Annotated in this window: 18 protein-coding genes; 15 read left to right on the top strand and 3 right to left on the bottom strand. The window is 68.2% G+C overall.

Annotation, left to right across the window (positions count from 1 at the left end; genetic code table 11):
• Window positions 1–7: 7 nt before the first annotated feature.
• The 7 genes from ACFYTS_RS33725 (at window position 8) to thpD (ending at window position 5,416) form a co-directional block, all read left to right on the top strand.
• On the top strand, window positions 8–550 hold the full coding sequence (locus tag ACFYTS_RS33725; RefSeq protein WP_357287133.1) for a YaeQ family protein: 543 nt from the start codon (window positions 8–10) through the stop codon (window positions 548–550).
• On the top strand, window positions 550–1,233 hold the full coding sequence (locus tag ACFYTS_RS33720; protein WP_387309369.1) for a L,D-transpeptidase: 684 nt from the start codon (window positions 550–552) through the stop codon (window positions 1,231–1,233). The genes ACFYTS_RS33725 and ACFYTS_RS33720 overlap by 1 nt, the downstream gene beginning before the upstream one ends.
• A gap of 253 nt (window positions 1,234–1,486) precedes the next feature.
• Window positions 1,487–2,212 (top strand): response regulator transcription factor, encoded by a 726-nt coding sequence (locus ACFYTS_RS33715; protein WP_357287137.1) that lies wholly within the window; start codon window positions 1,487–1,489, stop codon window positions 2,210–2,212.
• 105 nt (window positions 2,213–2,317) lie between these two features.
• On the top strand, window positions 2,318–2,854 hold the full coding sequence (ectA, locus tag ACFYTS_RS33710; protein ID WP_357287140.1) for a diaminobutyrate acetyltransferase: 537 nt from the start codon (window positions 2,318–2,320) through the stop codon (window positions 2,852–2,854).
• Window positions 2,851–4,131 carry a diaminobutyrate--2-oxoglutarate transaminase gene (gene ectB / locus ACFYTS_RS33705; protein ID WP_387309368.1) on the top strand — a complete coding sequence of 427 codons (1,281 nt, stop codon included), beginning with the start codon at window positions 2,851–2,853 and terminating at the stop codon, window positions 4,129–4,131. The genes ectA and ectB overlap by 4 nt, the downstream gene beginning before the upstream one ends.
• A 1-nt stretch (window position 4,132) precedes the next feature.
• Complete coding sequence (locus ACFYTS_RS33700) at window positions 4,133–4,522, top strand: ectoine synthase (protein ID WP_357287145.1); 390 nt, start codon at window positions 4,133–4,135, stop codon at window positions 4,520–4,522.
• Window positions 4,523–4,531: 9 nt separating this feature from the next.
• Complete coding sequence (gene thpD, locus ACFYTS_RS33695) at window positions 4,532–5,416, top strand: ectoine hydroxylase (protein WP_387309367.1); 885 nt, start codon at window positions 4,532–4,534, stop codon at window positions 5,414–5,416.
• Window positions 5,417–5,422: 6 nt separating this feature from the next.
• Here thpD and ACFYTS_RS33690 read toward each other — a convergent pair whose 3' ends face one another.
• A complete protein-coding gene (locus ACFYTS_RS33690; protein WP_387309366.1) occupies window positions 5,423–6,367 on the bottom strand; it encodes an oxygenase MpaB family protein in 945 nt (314 codons plus the stop codon).
• 136 nt (window positions 6,368–6,503) lie between these two features.
• Between ACFYTS_RS33690 and ACFYTS_RS33685 the strand changes: the two genes are divergently transcribed.
• The 6 genes from ACFYTS_RS33685 to ACFYTS_RS33660 all read left to right on the top strand — a co-directional run bounded on the left by ACFYTS_RS33685 (window position 6,504) and on the right by ACFYTS_RS33660 (window position 12,618).
• Complete coding sequence (locus tag ACFYTS_RS33685) at window positions 6,504–7,163, top strand: TetR/AcrR family transcriptional regulator (protein ID WP_387309365.1); 660 nt, start codon at window positions 6,504–6,506, stop codon at window positions 7,161–7,163.
• A 113-nt stretch (window positions 7,164–7,276) separates the two neighbouring features.
• A complete protein-coding gene (locus ACFYTS_RS33680) occupies window positions 7,277–8,692 on the top strand; it encodes a cytochrome P450 (RefSeq protein WP_387309364.1) in 1,416 nt (471 codons plus the stop codon).
• On the top strand, window positions 8,689–9,591 hold the full coding sequence (locus ACFYTS_RS33675; protein ID WP_357287156.1) for an alpha/beta hydrolase: 903 nt from the start codon (window positions 8,689–8,691) through the stop codon (window positions 9,589–9,591). Before ACFYTS_RS33680 ends, ACFYTS_RS33675 begins: the two co-directional genes overlap by 4 nt.
• Window positions 9,575–10,432 carry an SDR family NAD(P)-dependent oxidoreductase gene (locus tag ACFYTS_RS33670; protein ID WP_387309363.1) on the top strand — a complete coding sequence of 286 codons (858 nt, stop codon included), beginning with the start codon at window positions 9,575–9,577 and terminating at the stop codon, window positions 10,430–10,432. Before ACFYTS_RS33675 ends, ACFYTS_RS33670 begins: the two co-directional genes overlap by 17 nt.
• On the top strand, window positions 10,429–11,922 hold the full coding sequence (locus ACFYTS_RS33665) for a flavin-containing monooxygenase (protein ID WP_387309362.1): 1,494 nt from the start codon (window positions 10,429–10,431) through the stop codon (window positions 11,920–11,922). Before ACFYTS_RS33670 ends, ACFYTS_RS33665 begins: the two co-directional genes overlap by 4 nt.
• Before the next feature lie 78 nt (window positions 11,923–12,000).
• Window positions 12,001–12,618 (top strand): TetR/AcrR family transcriptional regulator, encoded by a 618-nt coding sequence (locus ACFYTS_RS33660; RefSeq protein WP_357287162.1) that lies wholly within the window; start codon window positions 12,001–12,003, stop codon window positions 12,616–12,618.
• A 23-nt stretch (window positions 12,619–12,641) separates the two neighbouring features.
• Here ACFYTS_RS33660 and ACFYTS_RS33655 read toward each other — a convergent pair whose 3' ends face one another.
• Window positions 12,642–13,226 carry an XRE family transcriptional regulator gene (locus tag ACFYTS_RS33655; protein WP_357287164.1) on the bottom strand — a complete coding sequence of 195 codons (585 nt, stop codon included), beginning with the start codon at window positions 13,224–13,226 and terminating at the stop codon, window positions 12,642–12,644.
• Between the two features lie 82 nt (window positions 13,227–13,308).
• On the opposite strand from ACFYTS_RS33655, the gene ACFYTS_RS33650 reads away from it, so the two are divergent.
• Window positions 13,309–14,274 (top strand): NAD(P)/FAD-dependent oxidoreductase, encoded by a 966-nt coding sequence (locus ACFYTS_RS33650; RefSeq protein ID WP_387309361.1) that lies wholly within the window; start codon window positions 13,309–13,311, stop codon window positions 14,272–14,274.
• Window positions 14,275–14,579: 305 nt separating this feature from the next.
• Here the strand turns inward: ACFYTS_RS33650 and ACFYTS_RS33645 are convergent, their stop codons facing one another.
• Window positions 14,580–16,031 carry a DUF222 domain-containing protein gene (locus ACFYTS_RS33645; RefSeq protein ID WP_387309360.1) on the bottom strand — a complete coding sequence of 484 codons (1,452 nt, stop codon included), beginning with the start codon at window positions 16,029–16,031 and terminating at the stop codon, window positions 14,580–14,582.
• 176 nt (window positions 16,032–16,207) lie between these two features.
• On the opposite strand from ACFYTS_RS33645, the gene ACFYTS_RS33640 reads away from it, so the two are divergent.
• Entirely contained in the window at window positions 16,208–16,366 is a 159-nt protein-coding gene (locus ACFYTS_RS33640) for a hypothetical protein (protein ID WP_387309359.1), read from the top strand.
• Window positions 16,367–16,376: the final 10 nt, after the last annotated feature.

Genomic DNA, 16,376 nt, shown 5'->3' with positions numbered 1-16,376 from the left:
AAGCACTATGGCCCTGAACGCGACTCTCCATACCTTCGCCGTGCAACTGTCCGACATCGATCGGGGGGTGTACGAGGAGTTGGATCTGCGGGTCGCCCAGCATCCTTCGGAGACGGCCGAATACATGCTGACCCGGGTGCTGGCCTACTGCCTCGAGTACGAGGAGGGCATCGCGTTCAGTGTCGGCGGCGTCTCCTCGACCGATGAGCCGCCGGTGATGATCCGCGATCTCACCACCCGCATGACCGCCTGGATCGATGTGGGCGCGCCCGACGCCGCCCGCATCCACCGGGGCAGCAAACTGGCCGACCGCGTGGTCATCTACACCCACCGGGATCCGGTCAAGGTACTGGCGCAGCTCCCGGCCAAGCGGATCCACCACGCTTCGGAGATCCGCGTCTACTCGTTCGACCCCACCTTCATCGAGGACGCGACCCCGTTCCTGCAGCGCCGCAACGCGCTCACGCTCTCGATCACCGACCGGCACCTGTATCTGGAGTTGAACGGCAACACGCTGTCGACCGACATCGAAGAGCACCGCCTGTCCTGATGGCCGCCTCCCATCGACGCCTGCTCAGCGCGGCCGCGGTCACCGTGGCCCTGCTGACCGTGACGGTCGGCTGCGGCGGGCGGCACTCCGAGACCGACGATCAACCCGATTACAGCGGCCCGGCCGGGCAGGTCATCACCGTGATCTCCGAGTCGGCCGACGCGACCACGGCCACCCTCAGCGCATGGGATCGGGTTGGGGCGCAGTGGGTTCGGGCGATCGGACCGCTGCGGGCCGATGTCGGCGCGCAGGGCATCGGCCCCGCCGGCGAATCGGCGACCCGCTCACCCGCCGGAATCTGGTCGCTGACAGAGGCTTTCGGCATCGCCGCCGACAATGGCACGCGGCTGCCGTACCGGCGGGTGACGACCTCGGACTGGTGGGTGTCGGACACCGCGTCGCGGTACTACAACACGCATTACAGTTGTGCGCCGGGTAGCTGCCCGTTCGACGAATCGGCCGGTGAGGATCTGGGGAGCGCGGGCCCGGCCTACGATCACGCCGTCGTCATCGACTACAACCGCGCCCCCGTGGTCGCGGGGGCCGGATCGGCCTATTTCCTGCACGTCGGCGACGGCCACCCGACCGCGGGCTGCGTCGCGGTTCCCGCCGCCGACCTGGACCGACTCATGCGCTGGCTGGATCCGGCGCGCGGCCCGGTCATCGATATCGCCGTCCGGTAATAGGCCCGAAAACCACGATTTCGCATTCGAAACACCTTGTGCCTGTTCTCACAATGTCGCACATGCGACCTGCGGGTTACTGGACCGGGTGAATAGCCGCGCCTTCCTCCGGAGTCGCACGAAAAGCATGTTTGACGTGTGGCAATTCCATCATTGCGCGCCAGCTATCGCGCGCACACCGCAAAAGCCAGCATGTTTCGGGCAACTAAGGTTCGGGTATTCGACTTTGTCGAACGCGAAAAGGAATTGAAACATGGGTGCGAGCCTGATGATCGTGGGGGACGACTACGGGGTCCGCGGCTCCTTGCGGGCGGCGATGGAAGAGGAAGGATACGAGGTCGCCGAGGCAAGCGCGGGTGAGGCTGCGCTGGAACAGCTGCGTGTGAACGGCGCGCCGGACGTGATGGTCGTGGACCTCTTGTCCGGTGAAATGGACGCCTTCACCTGTATTCGTGAGGTCCGGCGCGCGCACGAGGTGCCGATCATGGTGGTCAGCGCCAGCAACGACACCCATGACGTGGTCGCCGCCCTGGAAGCGGGGGCCGACGACTTCGTCACCAAGCCGTTCGAGATCAAGGAGATCAGCGCGCGCATGCGGGCGCTGCGGCGGCGCCCGCACCTGGGTGGACTGCCCGACGAATCGGTGACCGAACCGCTCACCGAGATCGTGCTCGACACCGACGAGGCTGCGCCGCTGGTGCTTTCGCCCGAGGGTGGCGCCGTGCGGCGGGGCGAGGAGCAGATTCCGTTGACCATCACAGAATTCCGGCTGCTGTGCGAGCTGGCCGCGAATCCGGGCCGCGTGCTCACCCGCACCCTGCTGCTCGAAAGAGCCTGGGACGAGGGCTTCTTCGGCGACGAACGACTCGTCGACGTCCATGTGCGGCGCTTGCGCACGAAGATCGAGGTCGATCCCTCCGATCCGCGCATCGTGGTGACGGTGCGCGGGCTCGGCTACCGCCTCGACATGCCGCGTTGACGCCGCCCTGACGCTTTGATCCCGCGCGGAGTCATCGGATCGTCATGAGATCGCAATGAGTTCGCATGGAAGACCTCAACGTTGCTTGGTCAGGCTGAGATGGTCATGCAGATCTCAATCAGCAAATTTGACGCGATATCCCAGCAAACCATCCAGATCCGGGAACCCGAGCTCGCCGACGGCGCGCACATGTGGCAGATCGCCGAGAACTCCCGGGTACTCGACACCAACTCCAGCTACGCCTATCTGCTGTGGTGCCGCGATTTCCCGGCCACCTCGATGGTCGCCGAGATCGACGGCGAGGTAGCCGGTTTCGTCATCGGCTACACCCGGCCGGCGTGGCCCAACGTCCTGTTCGTCTGGCAGGTGGCCGTGGACCAGCCGCACCGCGGGCACGGACTCGGCGTGGACATGCTCGACGCCCTGCTGGAACGCGCCACCGCGCACGGCATCACCCAGCTCGAAACCACCATCTCGCCGGACAATCCGGCGTCGGTGGCCATGTTCGCCGCCCTGGCCCGCCGCCGGGGCGCGGCTCTGACCCGCACGACCTTGTTCTCGGCGGATCAATTCCCCGGCGGGCATCAGCCGGAGGATCTCTACCGCATCGCACCGGTGACCACTCAGGAGGAACCGCGATGATCACCACCACCCCCGACCTGTCCGTGTTCGCGGATCTGGAATCGAATGTGCGCGGCTACTGCCGCTCCTGGCCGACGGTGTTCGACACCGCCTCGGGAGCCTGGCTGCGCGACGAGACCGGCCGCGAATACCTGGACTTCTTCGCCGGCGCGGGCGCGCTCAACTACGGCCACAACAACCCGGTGCTCAAGCAGTCGCTGCTCGACTACATCGCGGGCGACGGCCTGACCCACGGCCTGGACATGTCCACCGTCGCCAAACGCGAACTGCTGGAATCGCTGCGTGAGCACATCCTGCGGCCGCGCGGCCTGGACTACAAGGTGCAGTTCCCCGGACCCACCGGTGCGAACGCGGTCGAGGCGGCGCTCAAACTGGCCCGCAAGGTGACCGGCCGCACCGAGATCCTCAACTTCACCAACGCTTTTCACGGCATGACGCTGGGCGCGCTGTCGGTCACCGGCAATGCGGCCAAGCGGGCGGGCGCGGGCGTGCCGTTGCAGCACGCCACCTCGATGCCTTTCGACGGTTACCTGTCCGGCGCCGAGGGCGACTCCTTCGAATGGATGGAGCGGGTCCTCGACGACGCCTCCTCCGGCCTGGACAGTCCGGCCGCCGTCATCGTCGAGACCGTGCAGGGCGAGGGCGGGGTCAATATCGCCAGCGTGGAATGGCTGCGCAAGCTGGCCGGATTGTGCTCCGCGCGTGAGATTCTGCTGATCGTGGACGACGTGCAGATGGGCTGCGGCCGCACCGGCCCGTTCTTCTCCTTCGAGAGCGCCGGCATCACACCGGATATCGTCACGCTGTCCAAGTCGATCGGCGGCTACGGCCTGCCGATGGCGCTGGTGTTGTTCAAACCCGAACTGGACCAGTGGAAGCCGGGTGAGCACAACGGCACTTTCCGCGGCAACAACCCGGCCTTCGTGACCGCTCGCACCGCCATCGAGCACTACTGGTCCGACGACGGCCTGGAGTCGGCCACCCGGGCCAAGGGCGCGCGCATCGATCGCGCCCTGACCGGCATGGCCGCCGCCTTCGACGGCGTGAGCGCCCGCGGGCGCGGGCTGGTGCACGGCCTGGTCTTCGACGACGCCTCGCAGGCGGAGAAGGTGTGCGCCGCCGCCTTCCAGCGCGGACTGCTGGTCGAGACCTCCGGCCCCGAGGACGAGGTGGTGAAACTGCTTCCGCCGCTGACCATTTCCGAGTACGAGCTCGATCACGGACTGGAACTGCTGGCCTCCTCGCTGGATGTCGTCGGCAGCGGACGGGGGCGCTGACATGATCGTGCGCACCACCGCCGAGATCACCGGCACCGACCGCGACGTCGCGGGTCCGGGCTGGCGCAGCAAGCGGATCGTGCTGGGCGGCGACCTGGTCGGGTTCTCGTTCCACGAGACCACCATCGACGCCGAGTCCGTCCACGAATTCCACTATCGGAATCACGTCGAGGCCGTCTGGCTGGTCGAGGGTGACGGCACCCTGGTCGATCTCGACCATGGCGTCACCTACGAGCTGGGCCCCGGCTCCATGTATCTGCTCGACGGCCATGAACGCCATCGCCTGTTCGCCCGCACCCGGATGCGCATGCTGTGCGTGTTCAATCCGCCGGTGACCGGGCAGGAGGTTCACGACGAGAACGGTGTCTACCCGCTGGTCGCCGTCGACTAGGAGATTCGAATGACCCTGTCCGACTACGGATTGATCGACCGCTACCGCACCCGCACGGTCGCCGGGACGCCGCCCATCGAGCGCGACGACCCGACGGTCTGGGGCCCGATCGACTCCCACGGCCTGGCCGAGTTCGACGACAACGGCTACGCCGTGCTGGACATGCTGCTCGACCCGGACGAGGTGCGGGCGGTGGCGACCGAGATGCAGCACCTGACCAGCGATCCCGAGCTGCTGCTCGACGAGCGCGTGATCATCGAGCGGGCCTCGCATCGGGTGCGCTCGGTCTTCGACGTGCACCGGTTCAGCCCGATGATCGGGGAGCTGGTGCGCCAGGACCGGATCGCGGGTCTGGCCCGCCAGATCCTCGGCTCGGACGTCTACCTGCACCAGGCCCGGGTGAACTACATGCCCGGGTTCACCGGCGCCGGGTTCTACTGGCACTCCGACTTCGAGACCTGGCACGCCGAGGACGGCATGTCCGCCCCGCGCGCGGTGAGCCTGTCGATCGCCCTGACCGACAACTACCCGTTCAACGGCAGCCTGATGGTCATGCCCGGCTCGCACCGCACCTTCGTGCCGTGTCAGGGCGAGACGCCCACCGACCATCACCGGGTGTCGTTGCGGGAACAGCAGATCGGCGTGCCGTCCCAGGAGGCGCTCACCGACCTGGCGGGCAAGCACGGCATCACCCAGTTCACCGGTCCGGCGGGCTCGGCGTTGCTGTTCGACTCGAACCTGATGCACGGGTCCTCGGGCAACATCACGCCGTTCCCGCGCTCGAATCTGTTCCTGGTGTTCAACAGCGTCGAGAACACCCTGCGCGACCCGTATTCCGCACCGGGTCCGCGGCCGGAATACCTGGCCGCCCGCGACTTCACACCGCTGATCTGAGCCGGATCAGCTTGCGGCGGTGACGGTCCGATGCCCGCGCGTCCCGTAGCGGCGGCGGGCATCGGCCGGGGTCACCGTTTCCAGCCGCGCGGGCAGTTCGCCCTTGATGTGCTGTTCGAGGATCCGCCCGGCCATCGGCGCGATGATCGGCGCGGCCATGATCAGGCCCTTCTTGTCGAAAAGGGTGAACAGCCACACCAGGATCCGGCCCGCCGGGCGCACCAGGAGATCCACGAAGCCGGGCCGGTCGAACCGGCCCAGCTTGCGCTGCCACTTCGGCAAGGTCGCGATCGAGGCGAACGACAGTAGCCGCGCGCCGAGCGCGTAGGTCCAGCCCGCGCCGTTCTTGGGCGAGGTGAACAGCAGCTGCCGCATACCGTCCTGGGCGGCTTCCGAAGTGCACAGGCGCGCACGGACATCCGCGTAGTACTGGCGTACGCCCTCGCGGGTGATCGGCACGTCCTCGGGCTTGCAGGTCTGCAGCTCGGCGGCGATGCGGCACTCGCGCCAGTACTGCGCCTCCTCCTCGGGAGTCAGTCCGGGCCCGAACATCTCGTAGGCCTTGAGCACCGACTGCCAGCCGGTGATGTGGATCCACAGCTGGGTCTCGGGGGAGTTGGCGCTGTAGCGCTGGCCGCTGATCGGCTCGATGCCGGTGTTCTTCGCGTGCACCGTCATCAGATGCTCCGAGGCCTGGATGGCGGTGCGGGAATCGCCGATGGCCACGATCAGGAAGTAGGCGAAGGTGGCGTCGAGGCGGTCGCGCGGCTCGGAGTAGATCTTGCCGGTGTCGGCGACGGCCGCGGTCAGGAACGGATCGAAGTGCTCGAGGGTGACCGCGCGCTGGAATCCGATGACGGCGGTGGGGGAGGTCCACACCTTCCAGCTCGGGGAATCCGGGCCGAAGAAGCCGTAGTCGTCGCGGCGGAGGGTGGTCGGATCGAAGGTCACTGGGGGCTCCTCTGCAGGTTCGATCCCATGGAATACAACGCCACCGTAGCAATTGCGTGGAATGAATACAACGGTGGCGTAGCTTTACTCTGGACGGGCGAGTGACCTCGCGATCCCGGATGACAGAATGGGGCCGATGAAGGTGCAGGCAGGGGATGAGGGCATGACGGCCGACCGGCCGCGCCGGCGCTACGCGCCCCGGCTGCCGCCCGAGGAACGCCGCGCGCAATTGCTCGACGCCGCCTTCGCGGTCCTGGAGAAAGTCGAACTCCACGAGCTCGGCATGGAGGCCGTCGCCGCCGAGGCCGGCGTGGGAAAGCCCGTGCTGTACACCGTCTTCAAGACCCGCGCCGAACTCGTCGCCGCCCTGCTCGAACGCGAACGCGAACGCGCCCTCGAGCAGGTCGCCGACACCCTGCCCACCGACCTGCTCGGCGCGGATCCGGTGGTCGCGGCCTCCGCTTCGGTCCGCGCGTTCGTCGATGTGGCCCTGGACAATCCGACCCGGTGGCGGCTGCTGCTCTCGGGTCCCGGCAATGCCCCCGACGAATACCGCGAGGCCATCCGCAGCTCCCGCGCGGGCATCTTCGACCAGGCCGAGGCGCTGGTCCGCATGGGCCTCATCACCGATTCCCGCTGGGCCGGAATCGATTCCGGCCTGCTCACCAACTCGCTGCTGACCATCGCCGAGATGCTGGGCCGGATGGCGGTCAGTGAACCGGATGTATACCCCCGTGAACGCATCGAGGGATTCGTCCAGGCCATCGTCGCGCTGCTCGTCGGCACCGGCCAGTAACCGAAAACGTCACCCCATCGCCCCTGACGTCGCGAAAGTGACCCTTGCCACACCCTGGTACACGGGCGTACCGTCGCGCTGGTACGCAGAGGTACCACGCTGGGAGATGGCGCATGACCACAGTGACACTGCCCGACGGACCGACGACGCCGGGCTTCGTGCAGGGCATCGAGATCCTGGCCGGGCGCACCCGCGCCTGGCGGCGGCTGCATCAGCGCTACGGGTCGGCGTTCGTGGTGTCGATGCCGCGTTTCGGTCCCACCGTCGTGCTGTCCGACCCCGCCGAGGTGAAGGCGCTGTTCACCACCCACACCGATCTGGTCGACAACCTCGACATCAACCTCGGCCAATTCCTGGGCCCCGGTTCGCTGTTCGCGCGACGCGGTGAGGAGCACCGCAAGGAGCGCAAACTGCTCACCCCGCCCTTCCACGGGCGGCGGCTGGCGGTCTACGAATCGCTGATCGAGGAGGAGGCCGTCCGCGAGATGGCCACCTGGCCGTCGGGACGCGAATTCGCGACCATGGATTCGATGATGCGCATCACGCTCAATGTGATCCTGCGCGCCGTATTCGGCGCGGAGGGAGCGGAATTCGAGCAATTGCGCGAGGTGATCCCGAAACTGGTGCTGGTCGCCTCCGCACTCGCGGCGCTGCCGGTGCCGCCGGGATTGTTCGGGCGCTTCGGGCCGTGGGCGCGGTTCCAGGCCCACCGCGCGAGCTACGACGAGATCGTGGGACGGCTCATCCGCCGCGCCGCCGCCGACCCGCACCTGGCCGACCGTGACGACGTACTGGCCATGCTGCTGCAGGCCCGCTACGACGACGGCTCGGCCATGACGCAGAGCGAGATCGCCGACGAACTGCTCACCCTGCTCACCGCGGGCCACGAGACCACCGCCACCTCGCTGGCCTGGACCGTCGAACGGCTGCGCCGGCACCCGCACATCCTGGCGCGCCTGGTCGAGGAGACCGACGCGGGCGGCTCCGCGCTGCGGGAGGCGACGCTGCTCGAGGTCCAGCGGGTGCGCCCGGTCATCGACGCCACCGCCCGCAAGGTGCGGGTGGACGATTTCCGGCTGGGCCGCTGGACGCTGCCGCGCGGCCAGCACCTCCTGGTCAGCATCCGGCTCATGCACGACAATCCGGAATTGTTCACCAACCCGCGCGATTTCGACCCGGACCGGTTCGTCGACGCGCGGCCGGGGACGTTCAACTGGATTCCGTTCGGCGGCGGCGCGCGCCGCTGCATCGGGGCGGCGTTCGCGACCATGGAGATGAACGTGGTGCTGCGGGTGCTGCTGCGCGACTTCACCCTCGCGCCCACCGACGCGCCCGACGAGCGCACCCATTTCCGCGGCGTCGCGCTGGCTCCCGCGAAGAAGGGGCGTGCGGTCGTGTACCGCAGGGCGCCGCGGCCGACCGTCGACCTGGAATCCGGCGACACCGGCGCGGTGCCGGGCGAATCCAGCACTGTCACCGACGAATCCGCCGCCGCGCGGGACGCACGCGGCGAGCAGGTGACCGCATGAGCGAGCGGGTCGCCGAGGTCGGGCGGGGTATCACCCTCACCTACGAGCGGCAGGGCGCGGGCGTGCCGCTGCTGCTCATCGCCGGACTCGGGCAGCAGAAACACGAATGGCACGACGGTCTGGTCGCGCAGCTGGTGGTCCGCGGCTATGACGTGGTGCGATTCGACAATCGCGACGCCGGCACCTCCACCCACGCCGGGTTCCGGCCGCCGGGCGGTCTCGCCATGGCCCGCAAGCGCTGGGACGCACAGCAATACGATCTCGGGGACATGGCAGCCGACACCGCCGGACTGCTCGACATCCTCGGCTGGCGGTCGGCGCATCTGGTCGGCATGTCGATGGGCGGAATGATCGCCCAGACCGTGGCCGCCCGCCATCCCGAGCGGGTGTCCTCGCTGACGTCGATCTTCTCCACCACGGGTGCGCCGCGCGTCGGGCGGCCCGCGCCGTCCACCTGGATTCGCATGTTCGCCAAGCCCGCCCGCACGCGGGAGGAGCATGTCGAGGCGGCGGTGCGCATGTACCGGCACATCGGGTCGGCCGGATATCCCCTCGACGAGCCGCGCATCCGGGCCACGGCGGGCCTCACCTGGGATCGCGATCCGCGCCCGGCGGCGGGCGTGGGCCGTCAGCTCGCCGGAATCCTCAAGTCCGGGGACCGGACTCGCGAGGTGCGGACCATCACCGCGCCGACGCTGGTGGTGCACGGCGACCGCGACCAGATGGTGAACCCCACCGGCGGCGCGGTGACCGCCGCCGCGATCGCGGGCGCGCGCCTGCACACGGTGCCGGGCATGGGCCACGATCTGCCGGTCGCGCTCTGGCCCACCTTCGCCGACCTCATCGACACCCACATCCGCACCGCCGAATCCAGGAGTTCCGATGCCCCGAACCTCTAGGCCGCTGTCCGGCCACCCGGTCATGATCACCGGCGCGGCCTCGGGAATCGGGCGGGGACTGGCCCAATTGCTGTCCCGCCGTGGGTCGCCGGTCGCCATCGCCGATATCGACGCCGACGGGTTGAAGCAGACCGCGGCCGGACTGAACGGGCCGGTGCTGACCCGCGTGCTGGACGTGCGCGACGCCGCCGACCAGCTGGCCTTCGCCGAGGAAGTGAAGGCGTGGCTGACCGCACCCCTGGCCGCGGTCTTCAACAACGCCGGTGTGGCCGTGTCCTCCTCGGTGCTCGACACCGTGCCCGAGGACGACGAGTGGCTGCGGCAGATCAACTTCGACGGCGTCGTGAACGGGACGCGGGCCTTCCTGCCGATCCTGGTCGACCAGGGCAGCGGCGCGATCGTCAACACCTCCAGCGTGTTCGGGCTGGCGGGCATGCCGTACCAGAGCGCCTACTGCGCGGCGAAATTCGCGGTGCGCGGATTCACCGACGCGCTGCGCCAGGAACTGCGAGGGACCGGCGTCTCGGCGGTGACCGTGCACCCCGGCGGCATTCGCACCAATATCGCCCGCAACGGACGCGTCCGCCAGGACCCGGAGGGCCGGGGCCGCAGCCACGAGCAGATGGCCGCCGAATTCGAGGCCATGACCATGACCAGCCCGGAGAAAGCGGCCGAGATCATCTGCCGCGGAGTCGAACGCGGCAAGGCGCGCATCCTCGTCGGACCCGACGCGTATCTGTTCGACACCCTCACCCGGGTGACCCCGACACACTACTTCGACGTGCTGTCGGTCGTGATGGGCCTGGCGCGGACCCGGGCCGCGAAGGGAGCGGGACGATGACCGAACACGTGGACGTACTGATCGTCGGGGCCGGACTGTCGGGCATCGGGGCGGCGCATCATCTCCAGGACGCCTTCCCGGACCGCAGCTACGCCATCCTCGAGGCTCGCGAGGCCATGGGCGGGACCTGGGACCTGTTCCGCTATCCGGGCGTGCGGTCGGACTCCGACATGCACACCCTCGGGTACCGGTTCCGCCCGTGGGTGGCGGCCGAGGCCATCGCCGACGGGCCCGCCATCCTGTCCTACATTCGCGACACCGCCGCCGAGGCGGGCATCGACCAGCGAATCCGCTACGGGCACAGCGTGACCGGGGCCTCCTGGGACTCGGAGGAAGCGCGCTGGACCGTCGGATACGAGCACGCCGGCAGGGCCTCGACCATCACCTGCGACTTCCTCTACCTGTGCAGCGGCTACTACCGCTACGACGAGGGCTACGTCCCGGAGTTCGCCGGTCTGGCCGACTTCCGCGGACAGGTCGTGCATCCGCAGCACTGGCCCGCCGAACTCGACTACGCCGGAAAGCGGGTCGTGGTGATCGGCAGCGGCGCGACCGCGGTGACGCTGGTGCCCGCCATGGCCGAGACCGCCGCGCACGTCACCATGTTGCAGCGCTCGCCCACCTACATCATGTCCGCGCCGACCGTCGACGCCGTCGCCACCAAGCTGCGGCAATGGCTGGGGGAGCGGCGCGCCTACGCCGTCACCCGCTGGAAGAACGTGGCCATCGGCACCGTCATCTACCAGCTCAGCCAGCGGCGACCGGCCATGATGCGCAAGTTCTTCCGGAACCTCACCATCAAGCAGCTGCCCGACGGATACGACGTCGACACGCATTTCAATCCCAGCTACAACCCGTGGGATCAGCGGCTGTGCCTGGTGCCCGACGGGGATCTGTTCCAGGCCATCAGCGCCGGACGCGCCTCGGTGGCCACCGACCGCATCGAGCGGTTCACCGCGGACGGCATCCGCCTCGAGTCCGGGACCGAACTGCCCGCCGACATCGTGGTGACCGCGACCGGACTGGATCTGCTGGCGCTGGGCGGCATCGCGCTCACCGTCGACGGCCGCGAGATCGCGGCGTCCGACACCATGGCCTACAAGGGCATGATGCTCAGCGGCGTCCCGAATTTCGCCTTCACCATCGGCTACACCAACGCCTCCTGGACGCTCAAGGCCGACCTGGTCGCCGAATTCGTCTGCCGGCTGCTGCGGCACCTCGACGAGCACGGGTACAGCCAGGCCACGCCGTGGCCGGACCCGGCAGTGACCACCACGCCGCTGCTCGACTTCCAGGCGGGCTACGTGCTGCGGTCGATGGATCGCTTCCCCAAGGCCGGATCGCGCCCGCCGTGGCGGCTCGGCATGAATTACGCGCAGGACGTGATCACCTTGCGGCACGGGCGAATCGAGGACGGCACCATCCGCTTCGGCCGCCGTTCGGTGCGCGCCGCGAGCGCCGATCGCGGGCCCGAACCGGTGACCGCCTGACCTCGGTGACCAGCGTCGCGGCGAACACACCGACCGCCGCGGCGCCCACCGAGATCCGGGCAAACTACGCTGATGCTCGTGACCCGCGCCGACCCCGCCACCAGCGCCGACACCGCCGCCGAGTCCGGCTTCCGGCGTCGGCTGCTCGATGCCATGGCCGACGCGATCCGCGAACGCGGCTACCGCGACACCACGGTCGCCGATATCGTGCGCCTGGCCAAGACCTCGCGACGCACCTTCTACGAGCATTTCGACGACAAGCAGGACTGCTTCGTGGCGCTGCTGACCGAACGCAACAACGACACCATCGCGCAGATCTACGCCGCCGTGGACGTGGCCGCGCCGTGGGACACCCAGATCCATCAGGCGATCGAGGCGTGGATCGGGGCCTCGCGCGAGGACACCCCCATCACGCTGGCCTGGATCCGTGACATCCCGGCGCTGGGGGAGCGGGCCCGGGACCTGCAGCGCGACGCCGCGGACGCGTTCATCACGCTGATCCAAACCCTGGCCGGCACAACGGAATTCCAGGGCGCGGGCCTGCACCCGCCGACCCGTCGGATGGCGACCATCCTCTACGGCGGCTTCCGTGAGCTCATCGCCTCCACGGTGGAGGACGGGCGCGACATCACCGAGATCATTCCGGTGGCGGTGGAAACCGCGCTGGCGCTGATCGGTCCGCGCTACCCGGCCTGATCAGAAACCGCTACCGGGCCTGATCAGTCCTTGCGGGGCCGGGCGCGGAAGTGGGCGCGCTCGCCCTGTTTGCCGAACAGGCTGAGGAATTCGACCGGCTGATCGTCGGCCGCGCCGAACCAGTGCGGTTCGCGGGTATCGAATTCGGCGGCCTCGCCGGGTTGCAGGATCAGGTCGTGCGCGCCGAGGATCATCCGCAACCGGCCGTTGAGGACGTACAGCCACTCGTAGCCCTCATGGGTCTGCGGATTCGGTTCGGCGCGACCGATTTTCGGGTCCATGATGATCTTGAATGCCTGGATGCCGCCCGCCCGCCGGGTCAACGGCAGCATCTGCATCCCGCCGCGCGTGATGGGCCGCAGGTGGACTCGCGGATCCCCGGTGTCGGGCGCGTTCACCAGCTCGTCGAGGGTGACGCCGTGGGCGCGCGCCAGCGGCAGCAGCTGCTCCAGGGTGGGCCGTCGCGCCCCGGATTCCAGTCGCGACAGTGTGCTCACCGAGATCCCCGTCTCCGTGGACAGCTCGGCCAGTGTGGTTTCCCGTTGTTTACGCAGCTCGCGGAGTCGTAGGCCCACCCCTTCCAGGGCTGCGTCGATATCCTCGGTCATCACCCCAGTTTGCCACATCGGCAAAGAAGGTTGCCGATATGCCCGCGCGGTCCGCATGGTCGTAGGCAGGAGGTGGTCATCAATGACCGATCAGCTGAACGACAGCTACGACGTGGTGGTGGTGGGCGGCGGACCCGCGGGCCTGAACGGAGCCCTCATGCTCGCCCGCGCCCGCCGCACGGTGGCGGTGATCGACGCGGGCGCCCCGCGCAACGCCCCCGCAGACCGGGTGCACGGCCTGTTCGCCCGCGAGGGCGTCCCGCCCGCCGAACTACTGACCCGCGGCCGCGCGGAGGTCCGCGACTACGGCGGCCACATCGTCTCCGGTAAGGTGACCGGAATCCGCAGGGACGGTGACGATTTCGTCGTCGCTCTCGCCGACGCCCGCACTGTCCGGGCCCGCCGTCTGCTCGTCACCACCGGCCTGGTCGACGAACTCCCCGCCATTCCGGGCCTGCGCGACCGCTGGGGTCACGACGTCATCCACTGCCCCTACTGCCACGGCTGGGAGGTCCGCGACCGCCCCATCGGCGTCCTGGGCCTGGGCCCCATGGCCATCCACCTGTCCCTGCTCTTCCGCCAGTGGAGCGACGACATCGTCTACTTCGCCCACACCAACACCCCGCCCACCGAGGAGGAATCGGAACAACTGGCCGCCAGGGGAATCCGCGTCGTCTCCGGCGAAATCGCGTCGGTCGAAGTCACCGCCGACCACCTGTCCGGCGTCCGCCTCACCGACGGCACCGTCATCCCCCGTGAAATCCTCGCCGCCCCCACCCACATGCGAGCCCGAGCCGCCTTCCTCACCGACCTCGGCCTCACCCCAACACTCCACCCCTCGGGCGCAGGCGAATACATCCCCGCCGACGCCACCGGCCGCACCGAAGTCCCCGGCGTCTGGGCGGCGGGAAACGTCACCGACCTCTCCGCCCAGGTAGGCAACTCCGCCGCCGCCGGCGCCACGTCAGGCGCCCACATCAACGCCGACCTGGTCACCGAGGAAGCCCGCCAAGCCGTCGAGGCGCATCGAGCTCGCGCCCTCGTTTAGTCAGGATCAAGACGAGACCAAAGACAAAGACCAAAGACAAAGACGCCTGGAGAAGGAAGAGAGGTGGCCGAGCTTGCGAGGCCGCCTCACCTACCAGCCCCCGCACGGCTCGGCCGCGCGTCGTCCCGGTGCAAGGGCAAGGGAGCTTTGGGTGTTGTCTCGAGAAGGTGATGCGTGCGGTCCGTGGGCTGGGGTCGGCGGGTGGCGGATCTCAGCCCGGCGTCAGCCCCGGTCCGGCAGGGCAGGCGAGGCGACCACACTCCCCGTCGCTTTGCGCACGCCAGCAGGGCACGAGCAGCCGGGTGTCACGCTGCCCGTGAGCGCCACGTTCGGCAACTGGAATCGACGGCAGCGGCGATCGCCTGCCCCACGTGATGACGATCGTTCACACGTGGCGTGCCGGTGGGATCAAGACTCTTCGGAGCAATCCACCCCGTCCGGCCGGGGGACGGCGAATCTTTACCCATCACAACGGTTTTCCAACCATCCTGGCCGTCATTGATCAACGCGTGGCAGTGATCGCACGCCAACGTCAGGTTGGTGATGTCGGTGGGCCCGCCCTTGGCCCAATCGTTGATGTGGTGGGCGGCGCACATGTTGGCGGGTTGTTCACAACCCGGGCGAGTACAACCCTTGTCCCGAGCCAGGAGCGCCAATCGTTGGGCGCGGTTCGCGGTGCGTCGGGAGCGCCGCAGGTAGAGCGGCATCCCGTCGCCGTCGAGGACCGCGATCACCGGGCGGGTTCCTTCGGCCATCTTCAGGGCTTCGTTGATCGAGATCTGGGTGCCCGACGCGGTGGTCGCGACCCCGGTCCCGTTCTCCAGGTCGGTCAGGCTCATGGTGAGCACGACCTCGACCGGCAGCCCACGGTGCATGCCCAGAGTCCGCATGTTCACACCCGGCTGCACCAACGCCAGCAACGCGTCATGGGTCCGCTGCCCGGCGTCACGACGATCCCGACGCGCGGCAGCATCGAGAACACTGTCGGCGATGAACCCACCCGTGGCCGAAGGGCTTTCCGGATCTTCGACATTGCACATGCCCGGCCGCGCGAGCTTGGCGAACACCGCATCCAGGCAGGCACGCAGTTCCGGGGTGATCCATCCTTCGATGCGTGTCATGCCATCCACGCCGGGGCGGCACAGGGTGATCCCGCGACGGCGACGACGGTCCGCGTCGGAGACGACTTTCCCATCGGGATCCAGGCGCGCGAGGATGTCACGCCCGATCTTCAACAGATCATCCGGCCACCCATGACGCGAGTAGTCGACCAGGATCTGCTCGGCCTCCGCCCGCGCCTCGTCCGGAACATCAAGAGGGAGATGGTTCATCACATCCAGGATGTGGCGCACGTGATCACGCGAGATCTCCCCGGCGGCAAACGCTTCGGCGGTCACTGGCAGCACCGGCGGGGCGATGTGCCCTGTCTGCTGGACGAATTCCCCGCAATGGTGGGTGATCTTCACCCGCACCGACGCGTCATATCGCGACAGGCCCAGAGTGTGCCGCAGGAACGGCACCATCTTCCCCGCCTCACTGCGCGAATGCAGAGAACGCTCTCCCGCTTCGATGATCAAACGGGTATCGAGTGCGGCGAGTTGACGCTTGCAGGTTTCGAGCTGCCGCATCAACGACACAACATCCTCGTTGGAAAAGTCCGCCATCTTCCCACCCTGCACGGATTCGGTCAGGGTCGAGACCGCGGCCGCCAGTTCGGCGATACCGCAGTCGTCGAGTGTCACCCCATCCGAATCCATGCCTCCATTTTACGCCCGCCTGATCACCCTCGGAACCCGAAATGTCCAGTATTGCAACATATTTCGATACGATCCAAGATCGGCGCGGGTCTCGCCCAGTCCACATCGTGTCATCGTTCGCATGGTCACTGTGGGGATGACCGTCGGGTTGGCATTCGTCGGCTATATGGCCACGTATGAACGGACTTCGTCTGGGCCAACGGCAGGCCCGACTTGTGCGAATCAATCAGCAGCTGAGCGAGTTCTATGGCCCGCTTCTCGCGCTGATGGAGGCGAATCAACGGACCTTCGATGCCTTCTATTCGGACTTCGCGCTGGCGGAGCCCAGCCCGTGAATTGCACGAG

It is taken from the genome of Nocardia sp. NPDC004151, assembly GCF_042874235.1.
Lineage (GTDB): Bacteria > Actinomycetota > Actinomycetes > Mycobacteriales > Mycobacteriaceae > Nocardia.
This window is presented reverse-complemented; position numbering and strand designations above follow the sequence as displayed.